16 protein-coding genes and 2 pseudogenes are annotated in these 15,530 nt (G+C 72.2%); 11 read left to right on the forward strand and 7 right to left on the reverse strand.

What is annotated here, in order from left to right; translation table 11 throughout:
* Positions 1 to 851 (forward strand): annotated as a pseudogene (locus CA983_RS27490) (UTP--glucose-1-phosphate uridylyltransferase); the annotation flags it as partial.
* 51 nt (positions 852 to 902) lie between these two features.
* On the opposite strand, the gene CA983_RS27495 reads toward CA983_RS27490, so the two are convergent.
* Entirely contained in the window at positions 903 to 1,355 is a 453-nt protein-coding gene (locus tag CA983_RS27495; protein WP_244207134.1) for a DUF4442 domain-containing protein, read from the reverse strand.
* A gap of 164 nt (positions 1,356 to 1,519) precedes the next feature.
* Here CA983_RS27495 and CA983_RS27500 point away from each other — a divergent pair, with 164 nt between their 5' ends.
* A complete protein-coding gene (locus CA983_RS27500; RefSeq protein WP_086603527.1) occupies positions 1,520 to 2,533 on the forward strand; it encodes a DUF8017 domain-containing protein in 1,014 nt (337 codons plus the stop codon).
* Between the two features lie 161 nt (positions 2,534 to 2,694).
* Here CA983_RS27500 and CA983_RS27505 read toward each other — a convergent pair whose 3' ends face one another.
* Together CA983_RS27505 and tuf are read right to left on the reverse strand one after the other, a co-directional pair.
* Complete coding sequence (locus tag CA983_RS27505) at positions 2,695 to 3,540, reverse strand: spermidine synthase (protein WP_086603528.1); 846 nt, start codon at positions 3,538 to 3,540, stop codon at positions 2,695 to 2,697.
* A 91-nt stretch (positions 3,541 to 3,631) separates the two neighbouring features.
* Positions 3,632 to 4,801 carry an elongation factor Tu gene (gene tuf / locus CA983_RS27510; protein ID WP_086603529.1) on the reverse strand — a complete coding sequence of 390 codons (1,170 nt, stop codon included), beginning with the start codon at positions 4,799 to 4,801 and terminating at the stop codon, positions 3,632 to 3,634.
* Between the two features lie 357 nt (positions 4,802 to 5,158).
* On the opposite strand from tuf, the gene CA983_RS27515 reads away from it, so the two are divergent.
* Entirely contained in the window at positions 5,159 to 5,950 is a 792-nt protein-coding gene (locus CA983_RS27515; RefSeq protein ID WP_086603530.1) for a TVP38/TMEM64 family protein, read from the forward strand.
* 22 nt (positions 5,951 to 5,972) lie between these two features.
* Here CA983_RS27515 and CA983_RS27520 read toward each other — a convergent pair whose 3' ends face one another.
* Positions 5,973 to 7,142 (reverse strand): thiolase family protein, encoded by a 1,170-nt coding sequence (locus tag CA983_RS27520; RefSeq protein WP_086603541.1) that lies wholly within the window; start codon positions 7,140 to 7,142, stop codon positions 5,973 to 5,975.
* Between the two features lie 94 nt (positions 7,143 to 7,236).
* Between CA983_RS27520 and CA983_RS27525 the strand changes: the two genes are divergently transcribed.
* From CA983_RS27525 to CA983_RS27535, 3 genes are all read left to right on the forward strand, one after another.
* Positions 7,237 to 7,707 (forward strand): winged helix-turn-helix transcriptional regulator, encoded by a 471-nt coding sequence (locus CA983_RS27525; protein ID WP_086603531.1) that lies wholly within the window; start codon positions 7,237 to 7,239, stop codon positions 7,705 to 7,707.
* A 162-nt stretch (positions 7,708 to 7,869) separates the two neighbouring features.
* Positions 7,870 to 8,745: an undecaprenyl-diphosphate phosphatase gene (locus CA983_RS27530; protein WP_086603532.1), complete on the forward strand. Its 876-nt coding sequence runs from the start codon at positions 7,870 to 7,872 to the stop codon at positions 8,743 to 8,745.
* Positions 8,746 to 8,842: 97 nt separating this feature from the next.
* Positions 8,843 to 9,022, forward strand: a complete 180-nt coding sequence (locus tag CA983_RS27535) for a hypothetical protein (RefSeq protein ID WP_086603533.1) — start codon at positions 8,843 to 8,845, stop codon at positions 9,020 to 9,022.
* Positions 9,023 to 9,043: 21 nt separating this feature from the next.
* Here the strand turns inward: CA983_RS27535 and CA983_RS27540 are convergent, their stop codons facing one another.
* The gene (locus tag CA983_RS27540; protein ID WP_086603534.1) at positions 9,044 to 9,727 is read right to left on the reverse strand and encodes a DUF4291 domain-containing protein; all 684 of its coding nucleotides are present in this window, start codon (positions 9,725 to 9,727) and stop codon (positions 9,044 to 9,046) included.
* A 38-nt stretch (positions 9,728 to 9,765) separates the two neighbouring features.
* On the opposite strand from CA983_RS27540, the gene CA983_RS27545 reads away from it, so the two are divergent.
* Both CA983_RS27545 and lnt read left to right on the forward strand, forming a co-directional pair.
* Complete coding sequence (locus CA983_RS27545; protein WP_086603535.1) at positions 9,766 to 10,236, forward strand: nuclear transport factor 2 family protein; 471 nt, start codon at positions 9,766 to 9,768, stop codon at positions 10,234 to 10,236.
* Positions 10,237 to 10,304: 68 nt separating this feature from the next.
* Positions 10,305 to 11,879: an apolipoprotein N-acyltransferase gene (lnt, locus tag CA983_RS27550; protein ID WP_086603536.1), complete on the forward strand. Its 1,575-nt coding sequence runs from the start codon at positions 10,305 to 10,307 to the stop codon at positions 11,877 to 11,879.
* Here lnt and CA983_RS27555 read toward each other — a convergent pair.
* Complete coding sequence (locus CA983_RS27555) at positions 11,803 to 12,708, reverse strand: Gfo/Idh/MocA family protein (protein ID WP_086603537.1); 906 nt, start codon at positions 12,706 to 12,708, stop codon at positions 11,803 to 11,805. The two genes, lnt and CA983_RS27555, sit on opposite strands and share 77 nt — an antisense overlap.
* A complete protein-coding gene (locus CA983_RS27560) occupies positions 12,705 to 13,940 on the reverse strand; it encodes an FAD-dependent oxidoreductase (RefSeq protein WP_086603538.1) in 1,236 nt (411 codons plus the stop codon). The genes CA983_RS27555 and CA983_RS27560 overlap by 4 nt, the downstream gene beginning before the upstream one ends.
* A 108-nt stretch (positions 13,941 to 14,048) precedes the next feature.
* On the opposite strand from CA983_RS27560, the gene CA983_RS27565 reads away from it, so the two are divergent.
* From CA983_RS27565 to CA983_RS27575, 3 genes and pseudogenes are all read left to right on the forward strand, one after another.
* Positions 14,049 to 14,639 carry a TetR/AcrR family transcriptional regulator gene (locus CA983_RS27565; RefSeq protein ID WP_086603539.1) on the forward strand — a complete coding sequence of 197 codons (591 nt, stop codon included), beginning with the start codon at positions 14,049 to 14,051 and terminating at the stop codon, positions 14,637 to 14,639.
* 43 nt (positions 14,640 to 14,682) lie between these two features.
* On the forward strand, positions 14,683 to 15,195 hold the full coding sequence (locus tag CA983_RS27570) for a DinB family protein (RefSeq protein ID WP_086603540.1): 513 nt from the start codon (positions 14,683 to 14,685) through the stop codon (positions 15,193 to 15,195).
* A 103-nt stretch (positions 15,196 to 15,298) separates the two neighbouring features.
* Positions 15,299 to 15,530, forward strand: a pseudogene (locus CA983_RS27575) (hypothetical protein); the annotation flags it as partial.

Raw genomic sequence — 15,530 nt, forward strand, 5'->3', positions numbered from 1 at the left:
GGCGAAGGCGACGCCCGAGGAGATGCTGCCGGTCGTCGACAAGCCGGCCATCCAGTACGTCGTCGAGGAGGCGGCAGCGGCGGGACTGGACGACGTCCTGAGGGTCAGCGGCCGGCACAAGCGCGCCATGGAGGACCACTCCGACCACTCCATCGAACTGGAACAGAGACCCTCGCCGCCTAGGGCGACACCCTGCGGCTGGACGCGGTGCGCGCCCCGGCGCGGCTGGCGAGCATCCACCACATCCGGCAGGGCGAGCCGCTCGGCCTCGGCCACGCCGTACTGTGCGCCCGCCGGCACGTCGGCGACCAGCCCTTCGCGGTCCTCCTCGGCGACGACCTGATCGACCCGCGCGAGACACTGCTCAGCCGGATGCTCGACGTCCGCGACCGCCGGCTCGGCAGCGGGGTCGCGCTGATGGAGGTCCCGCCGGAGCAGATCCACCTCTCCGGCTGCGCCGCCGTGGAGCCGGCCGGCGAGGAGGACGTCTCCGCGTCACCGGCCTGGTCGAGAAGCCGGCCCGGCACAACGCGCCGAGCCGCTACGCCGTCATCGGGCGTTACGTCCTCGACCCGGCCGTGTTCGGTGTCCTCGAGCGCACCCCGCCGGGCCGGGGCGGCGAGATCCAGCTGACGGACGCCCTCCAGGAACTGGCCACGAGCGGCACCGTGCACGGAGTCGTCTTCAAGGGCCCGCGCTACGACACCGGCGACAGGGCCGACTACCTGCGCACGGTGGTCCGACCGGCCTGCGACCGGCCCGACCTGGGGCCGGAGTTCGTGGCCTGGCTCAAGGAGTTCATCGCGGACCTCGACGGCGCACGCCCCGCGCGGCGGGACATCGCGGCCTGACATGCGAGAGCCCCGGCACTCGTCCGGGGCCACGCACTCACGACAGCCGGATCAGCCGTTGGGACGCAGCGTCCACACAACGGTCATCGCGCCGGTCACGGCGCCGTCGGCCCGCTGGATGGCGATGGCGACCGGGAACTCGGGGCGCTCACCGGCGTCCAGCTCCGCGACGACTTCGGCGGCCGGACGTCCGAGGGTCGCGGTCGCGGTGACCGCGCCCATCGCCAGCTTCTTGTAGGAGATCTCGGCGCTGACGGCCAGCGGCACGGCGCGCGAGAGTTGGTCCCCGAACGCGGCCAGCACGATCGCCCCGCTCGCGGACTCGCCGAGCGTGAACATCGCCCCGGCGTGCGGCCCGCCCACGTGGTTGTGGAACTCCCCCTGGTCCGGCAGGGACACCACCGCCCGCTCCGGCGTCGTCTCGAGGAACTCGAGGTTCAGGGTCCGGGCCATGGGCACCGTGGCGGCGAGCATCTCGCCGATGGACATCTGGTCTGCGCTCATGGCCGCATGTTACTCACGAGTAGAGACGGCTGACCAGGCCCGTGTGACGACCGCCGCACCGGTTCCCGCCCCAACCGTCCGCGCCGGCCCGTTCCCGGGTTGCTACGTCCCCGTCCACGGCCGGTGACCGAATCGTGTCCGGAGCGCGGCTAGGGTGGCTGCCCATGTGGCCAGGACAGCAGCCGCCCGGGGGCGAGCAGAACCCGCAGGCGAACAACCCGTATCAGCAGCCGGGGTACCAGCAGCCGAATCCGTATCAGCAGCCGGGCTATCAGCAGCAGCCCAACCCCTATGGACAGCAGCCGCAGTGGGGTGCTCCCGGGCCGGCCGACGCGCCGCAGCCCCCGCAGGGCGGTGGCGGCGGCAACCGGACGAAGCTGGTCGCGATCATCGCCGCCACGGCGGTCGTCGTGGCGGCCGGTGTCACCGGCTTCCTGGTGCTGGGCGGCGACAAGGACGACACGGCGGACGGCGGCAAGGGCGGAAGCAAGAAGAACACGGCTCCGCCGAGCCCGTCCGCGGAGCCGAGCACACCCGCCACGGGCGACAACCCCCGCGGCGGCGAGGAGGAACAGCCCACGGTCAAGGGCTGGAAGGTCGTCATCAACCCCAAGTGGGGCACGGCCTTCGACGTCCCCGCGGACTGGGAGGTGGCGTCCCCGACGTCGTCCGTCTTCTTCGAGGACGAGAAGTCCGACGACGGCAAGCCGCTCATCACCATGTCGGCGCCGGCGTTCTACAAGTCCGAGTGGTGCACGAGCGACGACGACAAGGACGGCAGGACCGAGAGCGAGTCCCTGGCCGGAGCGGGCACCAAGGGTGCGGACGGCGCCAAGAACACCGACGAGGTCGCGGTCAACCAGGTGGCCTGGTGGGTGTACGGCGGTTACACGCAGCCGGACAAGAAGAGCGTCAAGACCGAGGAGAAGGCCAAGCCCTACACCACCGCCGCGGGCGTGAAGGGCAGCGTCGCCTGGGCGTGGTCGGAGAACACGCCCGACAAGGGCAAGTGCGCGAGCGACGGCAAGGCGGTCACGTTCGGCTTCAAGAACTCGGCGGGCGACTTCGTCGCGTGGAGTTTCTTCGGGGCCAAGGGCGTCAAGGGCGAGGTGCCCAAGGAGACCATCATGAAGATCCTCAGCACGGTCCGGCTGCACGGGGAGCCGACCGGAGGCTGACCCGGAAGCCGAACGGGCCCGCCCCGGCAGGAGACGGGCCCGGCTCACCGGAGTCCCGGGACGCCGCGCTAACGGTTCGGCGGGACGGGCTCCCGGCGGCGACCGGCCGACCGGTGACATCACCGGCCACACCGGTGGCCCAGGGCGGCACGGAACACGCGTCAGCCGATACCGAACGCCCCGTCGGGGGGCTCGGGTGACGGCACGGCGTCCTCGTCCCGCACCGCCCGCGCGTCCCCGATGAACTCCCGCAGAGCGGCGCCGTGTTCGACCCGGGCCGGGAAGGCGTCGGCGGCCGTGAGCCGGGCCAGGGCGGCGACGTCGACAGGCTCGTGCCCGGCCACGAGCACCGCGTTCCCGAACCGCCGCCCGCGCAGCACGCCCGGCTCGGCGATCAGCACGAGTTCCTCGAAGGCGGTGGCCAGGGTGGCGAGTTGCGACCGCAGGAAGTCGAACGGCGCCGCATCGGGGAGATTGGCGAGGTAGACCCCACGCCCCCGCAGGACCCGCGCGGCCTGCCGCACATAGGCGACGGACGTGAGATGCGCCGGAACCCGCGAGCCGCCGAACACATCGGCGACGATCACGTCGGCCGAGTCCCCGGCGGCGTTCTCCAGCCACTCCCGGGCGTCCGCCGCGTGCGGCGCGACCCTGGCTCCCTCCGGCAACGGCAGGTGCTCGGCCACCAGCTCCAGCAGCCCCCGATCGGCCTCGACGACGTCCTGCCGGGACCCCGGCCGGGTCGCGGCCACGTACCGCGGCAGCGTGAGCGCGCCCCCACCGAGATGCAGCACGTCCAGCGCACGCCCCGGCTCCGCGACCACGTCCAGCACATACCCGAGCCGCCGCGCGTACTCGAACTCCAGATGCATCGGCTCGTCCAGATCGACATACGACTGCGGCGCCCCGTCGACGGTCAGCAGCCAGGCCCGTTCCCGGTCGACATCGGGCATCAGCTTGGCGGTGCCGTGATCGACGTCGCGGGTCACGGGGATGGGCTCGCTCACCACCTCATTGTGCCTGTGGTGTGGCGCCTTTCAGGGGCGCGCGGGGACTGCGACCAGTCCAGGACGGCCCGCAGTCCCCCCACACACAACCTCAGCCAACCGCTGTCACGGTCCCCGCCCCCACGGTCCGCCCACCCTCACGAATGGCGAACCCGAGCCCCGGCTCCAACGGCATCTCCCGCCCCAGTTCCACGGTCATGACCACCGTGTCCCCGGGCCGTGCCACGGCCACCTCGCCGAGGTCGACGTCCCCCACCACATCCGCCGTGCGGATGTAGAACTGCGGCCGGTACCCGCTGGCGACCGCCGTCGTACGCCCACCCTCACGCGCGGACAGCACATACACCCGCGCCGTGAAGCGACGACTGGGCACCACACTCCCCGGCGCGGCCACCACGTGCCCCCGCCGGACAGCGTCCCGGGGAACTCCCCGCAGCAGCAGCGCCACGTTGTCCCCGGCCTGCGCCTCCTCCATCGGCTTGCCGAAGGTTTCCAGCCCCGTGACCACGGTCTCGACCGAAGCCCCGAGCACCTCGACCTTGTCCCCGACCCGCACCGTGCCCCGCTCCACCGCACCGGTCACCACGGTCCCCCGGCCGGTGATGGTCAGCACGTTCTCCACGGACAGCAGGAACGGCGCGTCCAGATACCGCTCCGGCATCGGCACGTACGTGTCCACCGCGTCGAGCAGCGCCTCGATCGAGGTCGTCCAGCGCGGGTCCCCCTCCAGCGCCTTCAGTCCCGAGACGCGCACCACGGGTACGGAGTCACCGCCGTAGCCGTGCGCGGTGAGCAGGTCGCGCACCTCCAGCTCGACCAGGCCGGTCAGCTCCTCGTCGCCCGCGTCGGCCTTGTTGAGGGCGACCACGATGTGGTCGACACCCACCTGCCGGGCGAGCAGCACGTGTTCGGCGGTCTGCGGCATGATCCCGTCGAGCGCGGAGACGACGAGGATCGCCCCGTCGAGCTGCGCGGCGCCGGTGACCATGTTCTTGACGTAGTCGGCATGGCCCGGCATGTCGACGTGCGCGTAGTGCCGTGTGTCGGTCTCGTACTCGACGTGCGCGATGTTGATGGTGATGCCGCGCGCCGCCTCCTCGGGCGCCCGGTCGATCCGGTCGAACGGCACGAACGTGCCGGTGCCGCGCTCGGCGAGGACCTTGGTGATGGCGGCCGTCAGGGTGGTCTTGCCGTGGTCGACATGACCCATCGTGCCGATGTTGAGATGCGGTTTCGTGCGGACGTAGGCCGTCTTGGACATGGCTGTACCTCGAAGCGTCTAGTCAGGAAGTGGGACCCCGAGGACCTGCCCGACCCTCCCCTTGCGGGGCCGCCGGACGAACCGGAGAGGGTCAGCTTCGGGCGCCGTCGGCAACGGCCGTGAGAACGGCGACGGCAGCCTTCGGGGCATCCGTGACCACGGATGCTGCGAGGGTGAAGGCGTGCCGGAACATGGGACAGATCATTGCCGACGCTTTACCGCACGTCGAATGGTTTTCGGGCCCGTCCGGTGGGCCCGCCCCGTGGGTCCGCGCCCGGGGGTTGCGCCCGGGCACCTGTGACGCTCGTGAGACGAACCATACGGCGATCACACACATTTGTCGGTTAGTGTCACCGGATGCTCGATGCCACCACCCGCTCTGGGGGCACCGCCACGGCCTCTCCCCGGGCCACCACCGCGGAGCTCGCCGTCGCCGTTTCCCCGGCAACGACCGCCTCGCCCGTCCCGCCCACCGGTTTCGCCGCTCGCTGCACCAGAGTTCTGCTCTCTCCGTGGTCGCGGCTGTCCCTGCTCGTCGCACTGCTCGCCGCCGGTGCCTGCGGGGTCCTGCTGTTCGAGCCGCAGCGGCTGCTGACGCAGGGCTGGCCGCCACAGCTCGGCGGAGCCATGGCGGCGGTGGTGTTCGCGGTGGCGTACGGCGTGTGCACCGTGGCGTTCGTGCCGAGGCCGCTGCTGAACCTCGCGGCCGGGGCGCTGTTCGGTTCGCAGGTGGGCACCGGCGTGGCGCTGGCGGGTACGGTGCTCGGCGCCGGGATCGCCTTCTGCCTGGGACGGGCGCTGGGCCAGGACGCCCTGCGTCCGCTGCTGCGCGGGCGCTGGCTGAAGGCCGCGGACGGCCAGCTCAGCCGGCACGGCTTCCGCTCGATGCTGGTGGTGCGGCTGTTCCCCGGTGTGCCGTTCTGGGCCTCGAACTACTGCGCCTCGGTCTCCCGCATGGGCCTGCTGCCGTTCCTGCTGGCGACGGGCCTCGGCTCGATCCCGAACACCGCCGCCTACGTCGTCGCCGGCGCCCGCGCCTCCACCCCGACGTCCCCCGCCTTCCTGATCGCCCTGGCCTGCATCGCCCTGCCCGCGCTGGCGGGCGTGGTGGTGGCCTGGCGCAAGCGGCACAGCCTGCGCCGGCTCTGACGAACCGTTACACCGGTCCGGCTCACACCCGTTCCAGCACCATGGCGTTGGCGAGCCCGCCCGCCTCGCACATCGTCTGGAGCGCGTACCGGGCGCCCCGTTCCCGCATCGCGTGCACCAGCGTCGTCGTCAGGCGGGTGCCGCTCGCGCCGAGGGGGTGGCCGAGCGCGATGGCGCCGCCGCGCACGTTGACCCGGGCGAGGTCGGCGCCGGTCTCCTGCTGCCAGGCCAGTACGACGGCCGCGAACGCCTCGTTGACCTCGAACAGGTCGATGTCGTCCAGGGTCAGCGACGCCCTGCGCAGCACCTTCTCGGTCGCCGGGACGACACCGGTGAGCATCAGCAGCGGGTCGGAGCCGGTGACGGCGAAGCTGTGCAGCCGGGCGAGCGGGCGCAGGCCCAGACGGGCCGCCGTCTCGCTCGACGTGACGAGCACCGCCGAGGCGCCGTCGTTGATGGGGCTCGCGTTGCCCGCCGTGACGTTCCACTCGATCTGCGGGAAGCGCTCGGCGAAGCCGGGGTCGTGGTAGGCGGGCTTGAGGCCGGCGAGGGTCTCGGTGGTGCTGCCGGGCCGTACGCACTCGTCGCGCGCGACGCCCTCCAGGGGCGCGACCTCGGCGTCGAAGAGCCCGCCGTCCCAGGCCGCCGCGGCCTTCCGGTGCGAGGAGACGGCGAATTCGTCCATCTGCTCGCGGCCGATCGACCACTTGGCGGCGATGAGCTCGGCGCTGATGCCCTGCGGGACGAGCCCCTCGGGGTAGCGCTCGGCGATTCCAGGTCCGAAGGGGTCCTTGCCCGGGGGCACGTTCGACCACATCGGCACCCGGCTCATCGACTCGACCCCGCAGGCCACGACGAGGTCGTACGCGCCCGAGAGGACGCCCTGCGCCGCGAAGTGCACGGCCTGCTGGGAGGAGCCGCACTGGCGGTCCACGGTGGTCGCGGGTACCGACTCCGGGAAGCCGGCGGACAGGGCGGCGTAGCGGGTGGTGTTCATGGCCTGCTCGCCGACCTGGTCGACGGTGCCGCCGATGACGTCGTCGATCAGCGCCGGGTCGACACCGGAGCGTTCGACGAGGGTGCGCAGGGTGTGGGCGAGGAGCTCCACGGGGTGGACGTGCGCGAGGGCGCCGTTCGGCTTGCCCTTGCCGATCGGGGTGCGTACGGCTTCGACGATGACTGCGTCACGCATGGTGCGGGCCTCCACGACTACCGGCGAGTAGGAAATCCAAACTCACCGTAGCCCGCCGGGTTGGAAATTCCAACCCTCTCCTAGACTGAGCTGCATGGCCGCCAGCAAAGACCCGCGCCCCTGCTCCATCGCCGACACCCTGGCCCTCGTGGGCGAGAAGTACTCCCTGCTCGTGCTGCGGGAGGTGTGCCTCGGCAACGGCCGGTTCGACCAGCTGGTGCGCAACATCGGCGCTCCGCGCGACATCCTCGCCGCGCGGCTGCGCCGGCTCGTCGACGCCGGGATCCTGGTCAAGCAGCTCTACAGCGAGCGTCCGCAGCGCTTCGAGTACCGGCCGACCCGGGCCGGGCTGGAACTGGAGCCGGTGCTGATGACCCTCATGGCCTGGGGCGACCGCCATCTGCGGACGGACGGCGACCGTCCGATGGTCGTGGAGCACTCCTGCGGCCGGGCGCTCACCCCGGTCGTCACCTGCCGGGCCTGCGGCGACGAGGTGCGCCACGAGGACCTCAGGGCCCACCCCCAGGCGCCCGGCTGGACGGTGACCGGCCCGACGGCGGCCTGATCCCACCCTCTCTCGGCGCACCTGTCAAACCCCTGTGTCGGAGCGGTCATCCGGGGACGCTACGCTTCCCCCTCGGCGCACCTGATCCCCCGGTCATCGCACCACGGCGGCCCGGTGTGCCCGTCGTCCGTTCCACGATCGGCACTTGGACTCCGCTACCTCATGTCTTGGTTCGAATCACTCATCCTCGGACTCGTCCAGGGGCTGACCGAGTTCCTCCCCGTCTCCTCCAGCGCGCACCTGCGGCTGACGGCGGCCTTCCTGGACTGGAAGGACCCGGGCGCGGCCTTCACGGCGATCACCCAGATCGGCACCGAGGCCGCCGTGCTGATCTACTTCCGCAAGGACATCGGGCGGATCATCTCGGCGTGGACGCGCTCGCTCACGAACAAGGAGCTGCGCAGCGACCCCGATGCGCGGATGGGCTGGCTGGTCATCGTCGGCTCGATCCCGATCGGTGTGCTCGGCGTGACGCTGAAGGACCAGATCGAGGGGCCGTTCCGCGACCTGCGGCTCACGGCGACCATGCTGATCGGCATGGGCATCGTCCTGGGCGTCGCCGACCGCCTCGCGGCACGGGACGAGAACGGCGGCCGGCACCGCGCGCCCAAGCAGCGCAAGGCCCTGGAGGACCTGGGCGTCCGGGACGGCCTGATCTACGGCGTCTGCCAGGCCATGGCGCTCATCCCGGGCGTCTCCCGCTCCGGCGCCACCATCAGCGGCGGCCTGTTCATGGGCTACAAGCGCGAGGCCGCGGCCCGCTACTCCTTCCTGCTCGCCATCCCCGCGGTCCTTGCCTCCGGCCTGTTCGAGCTCAAGGACGCTACGGAGGGCGGGCATGTCTCGTGGGGGCCGACGGTCTTCGCGACGGTCATCGCCTTCGCGGTCGGCTACGCGGTGATCGCGTGGTTCATGAAGTTCATCTCGACCAAGAGCTTCATGCCGTTCGTCTACTACCGCATCGTGCTCGGCATCGTCATCATCGTCCTGGTCAGCATGGGTGCCCTGAGCCCGCACGCGGCCGAGTCGGCGGGCTGACCCGGCCGCCTGTGATCCGCGTCTCGTGACCAACCGCATAGGGCTGGGGTAGCCGTCCGGTAGCGGGCTGTCAGTGGCTGCCCCTAGGCTTGTCCGCATGTCCCCCGATTTCCCGACCCCTGGTTCCGTGCGGTCCGCCGCCGAGGTCAACGAGGAGATCCGTGCGCTCTGGCGGCGCACGGGCGGCACCCTGTCGGCCGAGGAGCGCGCGGAGTACGAGCTGCTGGTCGTCGAGTGGGCGGCCGCCATCCGCGGCGCCGTCGTCAAGGCGGCCTGACCCGTCCCCGCCCCACCCTCTCTAGCCGCGCAGACGCGCGAGCACCTCGTCCTCGACGGGGTACGGCCGCTCCTCGGGCAACAGCCCGGCGGCCGAATCGAGTTCACCCGCCCGCACCAGCGCGTGCACCTCCGTGGCGAGCGGCGTGACGTCCTCGATGCCCACGATCCACTCGTCGGCGTACCGCGCCGCCGCCTCCCCCGCGAGCCCCAGCTGGAGTGACCGGTGCGGCAGCGGATTGAGATACAGATCCCGCTCCGGATCCCATTGCACCCGCGTCGGAGACTGCCCCAACTGCCGCTTCCAGTCGGCCCGGTCGCCGTGCAGGGCGGGGACGTGATGGGACAGGCAGGCGTGGCGCAGCGCCCAGTGGAAGCCCTCACGGCTGATCTCGATCGCCAGGACCGTCTCCTGGCCCTCCTTGGTGCCCCAGCCGCAGCGGTACATCATCCACAGGAACGACGGCTTGATCCATGTCATGCGGTCGCGCTTCCAGGAGGACGGGAAGCGTCCGTGGCGGGCGGCGGGGCCGCCGATCTCCGGGCGGTAGGCCTGGTAGACGGTGATCGTGGACTCGGTGTGGCGGGCGCGTATCCGGAATCTGGGTTCGTTCTGATCGTTCGGTTCGTTCGGTTCTTTCTGATCGTTCACGAAGGACAGGCTGGGCCCCGGCGGCCCTCCCCGGCCACCGAATATCCCGCACATCCCTTGGCTCCGCCCCTCCCATGCCCAACACTGAGCCGATGACACAGCGTGTGGAGCTCGCCACTGTGAGGGACCGGCTGGCCGTCGACGAAGTGATCACCGACTACGCGGTGGCGGTCGACGACGGTGACTGGGAGGCGTACCGGGGACTGTTCGTCCCTCAGGGGCGGGCGGACTACCGCTCGGCCGGCGGCATCGAGGGGGAGGCCGCGGCGGTCGCCGCGTGGCTCGCCGAGAGCCTGCGGCTGTTCCCGATGCGACAGCACCTGATCGTCAACCGGCGGGTGCGCTTCGGTGTCTGGGAACAGGACACCGGCGACACGGCCCGGGTCCAGGCCGACTACGTCAACCCCATGGCCGCCGAAGGGCCCGCGCCCGACTTCGTGTGCGGCGGCCGGTACGCCTTCGCGCTGCGGCGCACGATCGACGGCTGGCGGCTGAGCGAGGTGGTGGTACGGGAGAAGTGGCGGCGCCTTCCCGAGCGGCAGGCGGCACCTGTGGTCAACTGACCCGGCGTCCTCTGTGCTAGATCGTCCGCAGGGCGCACACTGGAGGCACCACGGGGTAGGAGGCGCCTATGAAGACGCTCGGCCACTGGCTCGCCTCTCCCTGGCGGCGCTCGGTCGCCGCCGTGATCGCGGGCGCCCTTCCCGTACTCGCCTACCCCGCCCCGTCCCTGTGGTGGTGCGCCTACGTCGCCCTGGTCCCCTGGATCCTGCTGGTGCGCACCGCGCCGACCGGGAAGCGGGCGGCGTACGACGGCTGGTGCGGCGGCTTCGGCTTCATGCTGGCCATGCACCACTGGCTGCTGCCCTTCCTGCACGTGTTCACGTTCGTCCTCGCCGCGCTGCTCGGCGCCCTGTGGGCGCTGTGGGGATGGCTGGTACACCGGCTGCTGGCAGGCGTGCCCGCGCGGCGGCGGATCGCGGCCGCTCTCGTCGTCCTGCCGTCCGGCTGGCTGGCGATCGAGCTGGTCCGCTCCTGGCAGGGCCTCGGCGGCCCCTGGGGCATGCTCGGCTCCAGTCAGTGGCAGGTCGAGCCGGCGCTGCGGCTGGCCTCGGTCGGCGGGGTGTGGCTGCTCAGCTTCCTGGTCGTGGCCGTCAACGTCGCGGTCGCCGTCCTCGTCGCGGTCCGTCAGGCCCGCGTGCCCGCCGTGGCCGGTCTCGTCGCCACGGCCGCCGCCACCTCCGCCGCCTGGACCCTCTCGCCCCGCCCCGCCGTCGACGGCCAGGTCAGGATCGCCGTGGTCCAGCCGGGCGTCGTCGGCGGCCCGGACAGCGCGGACCGCCGGTTCGCCCGCGAGGAACAGCTCACCCGCCGGCTCGCCGGACAGGACACCGACCTGATCGTCTGGGGTGAGAGCAGCGTCGGTTTCGACCTCGAGGACCGGCCCGACCTCGCCCGGCGGCTCGCCGGCCTGTCCCGCGAGACGGGCGCCGACATCCTGGTCAACGTGGACGCCCGGCGCTCCGACAAGCCCGGCATCTACAAGAGCTCCGTCCTGGTCGGGCCCGACGGTCTCACCGGCGAGCGCTACGACAAGATGCGGCTCGTCCCCTTCGGCGAGTACGTCCCGGCCCGCTCCCTGCTCGGCTGGGCCACCTCCGTCGGCAAGGCGGCGGGCGAGGACCGCAGGCGCGGCTCCCAGCCGGTCGTGATGAACGTGGGGGACGACCTGCGCGTCGGCCCGATGGTGTGCTTCGAGACGGCCTTCCCCGACATGACCCGCCACCTCACCCGGGAGGGCGTCGACGTGCTGATCGGCCAGTCGTCGACGTCCACGTTCCAGCAGAGCTGGGCTCCCGAGCAGCACGCATCGCTCGCCGCGCTGCGCGCCGCCGAGACCGGCCGCCCGATGGTGCACGCGACGCTGACCGGTGTCTCCGCCGTGTACGGCCCGAGCGGGCAGCGCGTCGGCTCGTGGCTCGGCACGGACGCGTCCGCCGCGCAGATCTACGAGATCCCCCTCGCCCACGGCACCACGCCGTACGTGCGCCTGGGCGACTGGACCGTGCACGCGGCCATGTTGATCCTCGCCGCCTGGGCCGCCGGCGACGGCGTACGGACGCTGCGGCTCAGGCGCTCTGCTCCTGAACCGCGCGTACCACCCGTTCGCACAGTTCATGGGTCTCCAGCGCGTCCCGGGCGCTGAGCACCTTGCCCGCCCGCACCGCGTCGAGGAACACCAGCACCGCCTGCTCGATGCCGCGCTGCCGGGCCACCGGCACCCAGTCGCCGCGCCGCCGCACGGTCGGCTGGCCCTTGTGGTCGACGACCTCGGCGAGGTTGATCACCTGCCGCTTGGTGTCCTGCCCGGACACCTCCAGGATCTCCTCGGCCGAACCGCTCAGCCGGTTCATCACGCCGAGCGCGGTGAAGCCATCCCCGGCGAGCTGGAGCACGACGTGGTGCAGCAGGCCGTCCCGGACGCGGGCGCGCACGGTGACGTCGTCGACCTCGCCGGGCACCAGGAACCGCAGGGTGTCGACGACGTGGATGAAGTCGTCGAGGATCATCGTGCGCGGCTCCTCCGGGAGCCCAATGCGGTTCTTCTGCATCAGGATCAGCTCACGCGGATGGTCGGCGCACTGCGTGTAGCCGGGGGCGTGACGCCGGTTGAAGCCGACGGCGAGGCTCACGTCCCGCTCCTCGGCGACCGCCACCAGCCGCGCGGATTTTTCGAGTTCGTAGGCGAGCGGCTTGTCGACGTACGTCGGTACGCCCGCCTCCAGCAGCCGGATCACGATCTCCGGGTGCACGATCGTGGGCGCGTGTACGAAGGCGGCGTCGAGGCCTTGCGCGAGGAGCGAGTCGAGGGTGGTGTGCCGCCGTTCCGGCGGGACGTGGAGGCCGTCGGCGACCCGGGCGAGCGTGGCGGGCGTGCGGGTCTGGAGGTGCAGCTCCACCCCGGGCTGGAAGGCGAGGACCGGAAGGTAGGCCTTCTGCGCGATGTCGCCGAGTCCGATGCAGCCGACCTTCACGGGGTGTTCTCCTCTAGCGGTTGCCTGCCGGGGTCTGCCCGGAGCATACGGCTTCCCCCACTGTCGGTTTCGCTCGAGCGGGCGGTGCCCCCAGGAGGCCGCCAGTCGGCGATGCCGTCGAAACCCCGCAGGAACAGGGCAGGTCCGGCCTTCGACAGCGCGGCCATGGCGGTGTCGCGTACGGCGGTCCCGGCGCGGCTGGTCATGAGGTTGAGGCGGGCGACCCGCACGGCCTGGCGTGCGACGGCGGTCGTACGGGGCAGCCGGGCGGCGGTGTAGGCGGGGAGTTCCTCGCAGTGGTGGGCGAGGACGATGGCGTCCTCGATGGCCTGGTTGCCGCCCTGGCCGAGGGTCGGGGGCATGGCGTGGGCGGCGTCGCCGACCAGGGCGACCCGGCCGCGGTGGTAGGCGGGCAGGGGTTCGGCGATGTGGTGGACGTCGTGGCGCAGTACGTCCTCGGGGCGGGTGGCGGCGAGTACGGCGGGGACCGGGTGGTGCCAGTCGCCGAAGCGGCGCAGCAACTCGGCCTTCTCGTCGTCGGGCGCGCGTCCCCCGGCGGGTGTCACGGCGGCGGCGTAGGCGTAGACGCGGCCGTCCTTGAGCGGGTGTGTGCCCCAGATGCGGCCCCTGCCCCAGGTCTCGTGCGAGGCGAACTCCACACCGGGGACGGGGATGACGACGCGCCAGGTGGTGAATCCGGAGTAGACGGGCCCCGGGTGACCGGGGAAGAGCGCGCGGCGTACGGCGGACCGGACGCCGTCGGCGCCCACCACCAGGTCGGCCTCCAGCTCGCCGTCCAAAGTGCTGACGCGGGCGGGCCGGTCGGTGTCGCCGCTGTCGGCGAGGGTCGCGGCGGCGGCCGTGCGGACGGCGTCCGGTGGGAGCTGTGCGGTCAGGTGCTCGACGAGGGTGGCGCGGTGCAGCAGGACGAGCGGGCCGCCGAACCGCTCGGTGGCGGCGTCGGCGGAGGAGCGTGCCAGCCACCGCCCGGTGGGCGTGCGCAGCCCGCCGTCCCCCGCCCAGGCCGCGAGGTCCCGGATCTCGTCGCCGAGGCCGATGACGTCCAGCGCGCGCAGGGAGTTGGGAGCCAGGGAGATGGCGGCGCCGACCGGTTCCAGTGAGCGGGCGCGCTCCAGCACGGTGACCTGCCAGCCGCGCCGGTGCAGTGCGGCCGCCGCGGTCAGGCCTCCGATTCCGCCGCCGATCACGACAGCTCGCCTCGACTGTGCCATGGCTCCTCCTCGAACCGGCGACCGGACCTGCTGCCCGGTCTGGTAACTACACCTGTAGTCCACCTTCGACGTTACTACAGCTGTAGTGAAACGGGTAGCGTGAGGTCCATGTCCGTACGCACCGCCGGCCCCTCCCGGTCCGACCTCGTCGCCGACACCGCCCTCGCCCTGCTCGCCGAGCGCGGAATGCGGGGCCTCACACACCGGGCCGTCGACGAGGCGGCCGGACTCCCCCAGGGCTCCACGTCGAACCTCGCGCGAACCCGGCAGGCCCTGCTGGAACTGGCGGTGCGGCGCCTGGCCGACCGCGAGGCGCGGGTGCTGGCGCTGCACGAGATGCCGGATCCCCGGGCCGGGACCGGCCCCCTGGCGGACGCGCTGGCCCTGGCCACGCACCGCGCCCTGACCCGCAACCGCGAACTCACCCTCGCCCGCTACGAACTGGCCCTGGAGGCCACGCGCCGCCCGGAGCTGCGGGCCTACTTCGACGCGACGGGCGCGCGCTTCCGGGAGCAGCTGGCCGCCCTCGTCAGCGGGATGGGCTCGACGGATCCGGCCCGGCACACCCTGTCGCTCGTCGCCTGGGCGGACGGGCTGATGTTCAGCTGCGTGGCGGGGTCGTTCGGCGCCCAGGTGCCGGGCCTGGAAGAGGTGCGGGCCGGGCTGCGGGAGCTGCTGGACGGGATGCTCGGGGCCTGAAAAAGCCGTGGTGCGGCAGAGGGCGTTGGGAAAGGATGCGGGCATGACGACCGAACGCCGCATGCCTGCCACGACCGCCGACGAACGCACCATGCTGGAGGGCTGGCTGGAATTCCACCGGCAGACCCTCGCGTGGAAGTGCGAGGGCCTGAGCGACGAGCAGCTCAGGTCCCCCGCCGTGGAGCCCTCCGACCTGTCCCTGCTGGGGCTGGTGCGGCACATGGCGGACGTGGAGCGGAGCTGGTTCCGCCGGGTGCTGACGAACGAAGACGTCGCGCCGCTCTACTGGAGCGACGAGGACGTGGACGGCGAGTTCCATCTGACCGAGGCGGACACCTACGAGGAGGCATACGCCGCCTGGCAGGCCGAGATCGGGACCGCCCGGAGCAACGCCGCCCGTTTCGGCCTGGACGACATCTCCGAGGGCAAGCACCGCCGCAGCGGCGAGCGGTTCAACCTGCGGTGGATCTACACCCACATGATCGAGGAGTACGCGCGGCACAACGGCCACGCCGACCTGATCCGCGAGCGCATCGACGGCTCGACCGGCGACTGACGTCACCCCGGACGGGCCGACTGTCTCCGTACGGGGCGGGAGATCACCCGTGCGGGGCATCCTCCGCCTGTCCGCTGCCCTGCCGCGGGCCGGACGCACCAGAGTGGCGCGGGTGCATCGAACGACGACCACAGCGACGCTCCTGGTGACCGTGGCTGTCTCGGCCCTCTCCGGCTGTACGACGGTCCAGCATCCGCCCGTACCGGGGCCCTCGGCGGCACCGGCCCGGCCGTCGGCGCCGCAGCCGGAGGGGCGGACCGAGACACAGGTCGTGCAGGCACCGGCCCGCGAGGCCCTGCAGCTCATCGAGGAGTCCCGCCGCCCGGAGCCGGCAG

The sequence above is a fragment of the Streptomyces swartbergensis genome (assembly GCF_002148965.1).
GTDB classification, from domain to species: Bacteria; Actinomycetota; Actinomycetes; order Streptomycetales; family Streptomycetaceae; genus Streptomyces; species Streptomyces swartbergensis.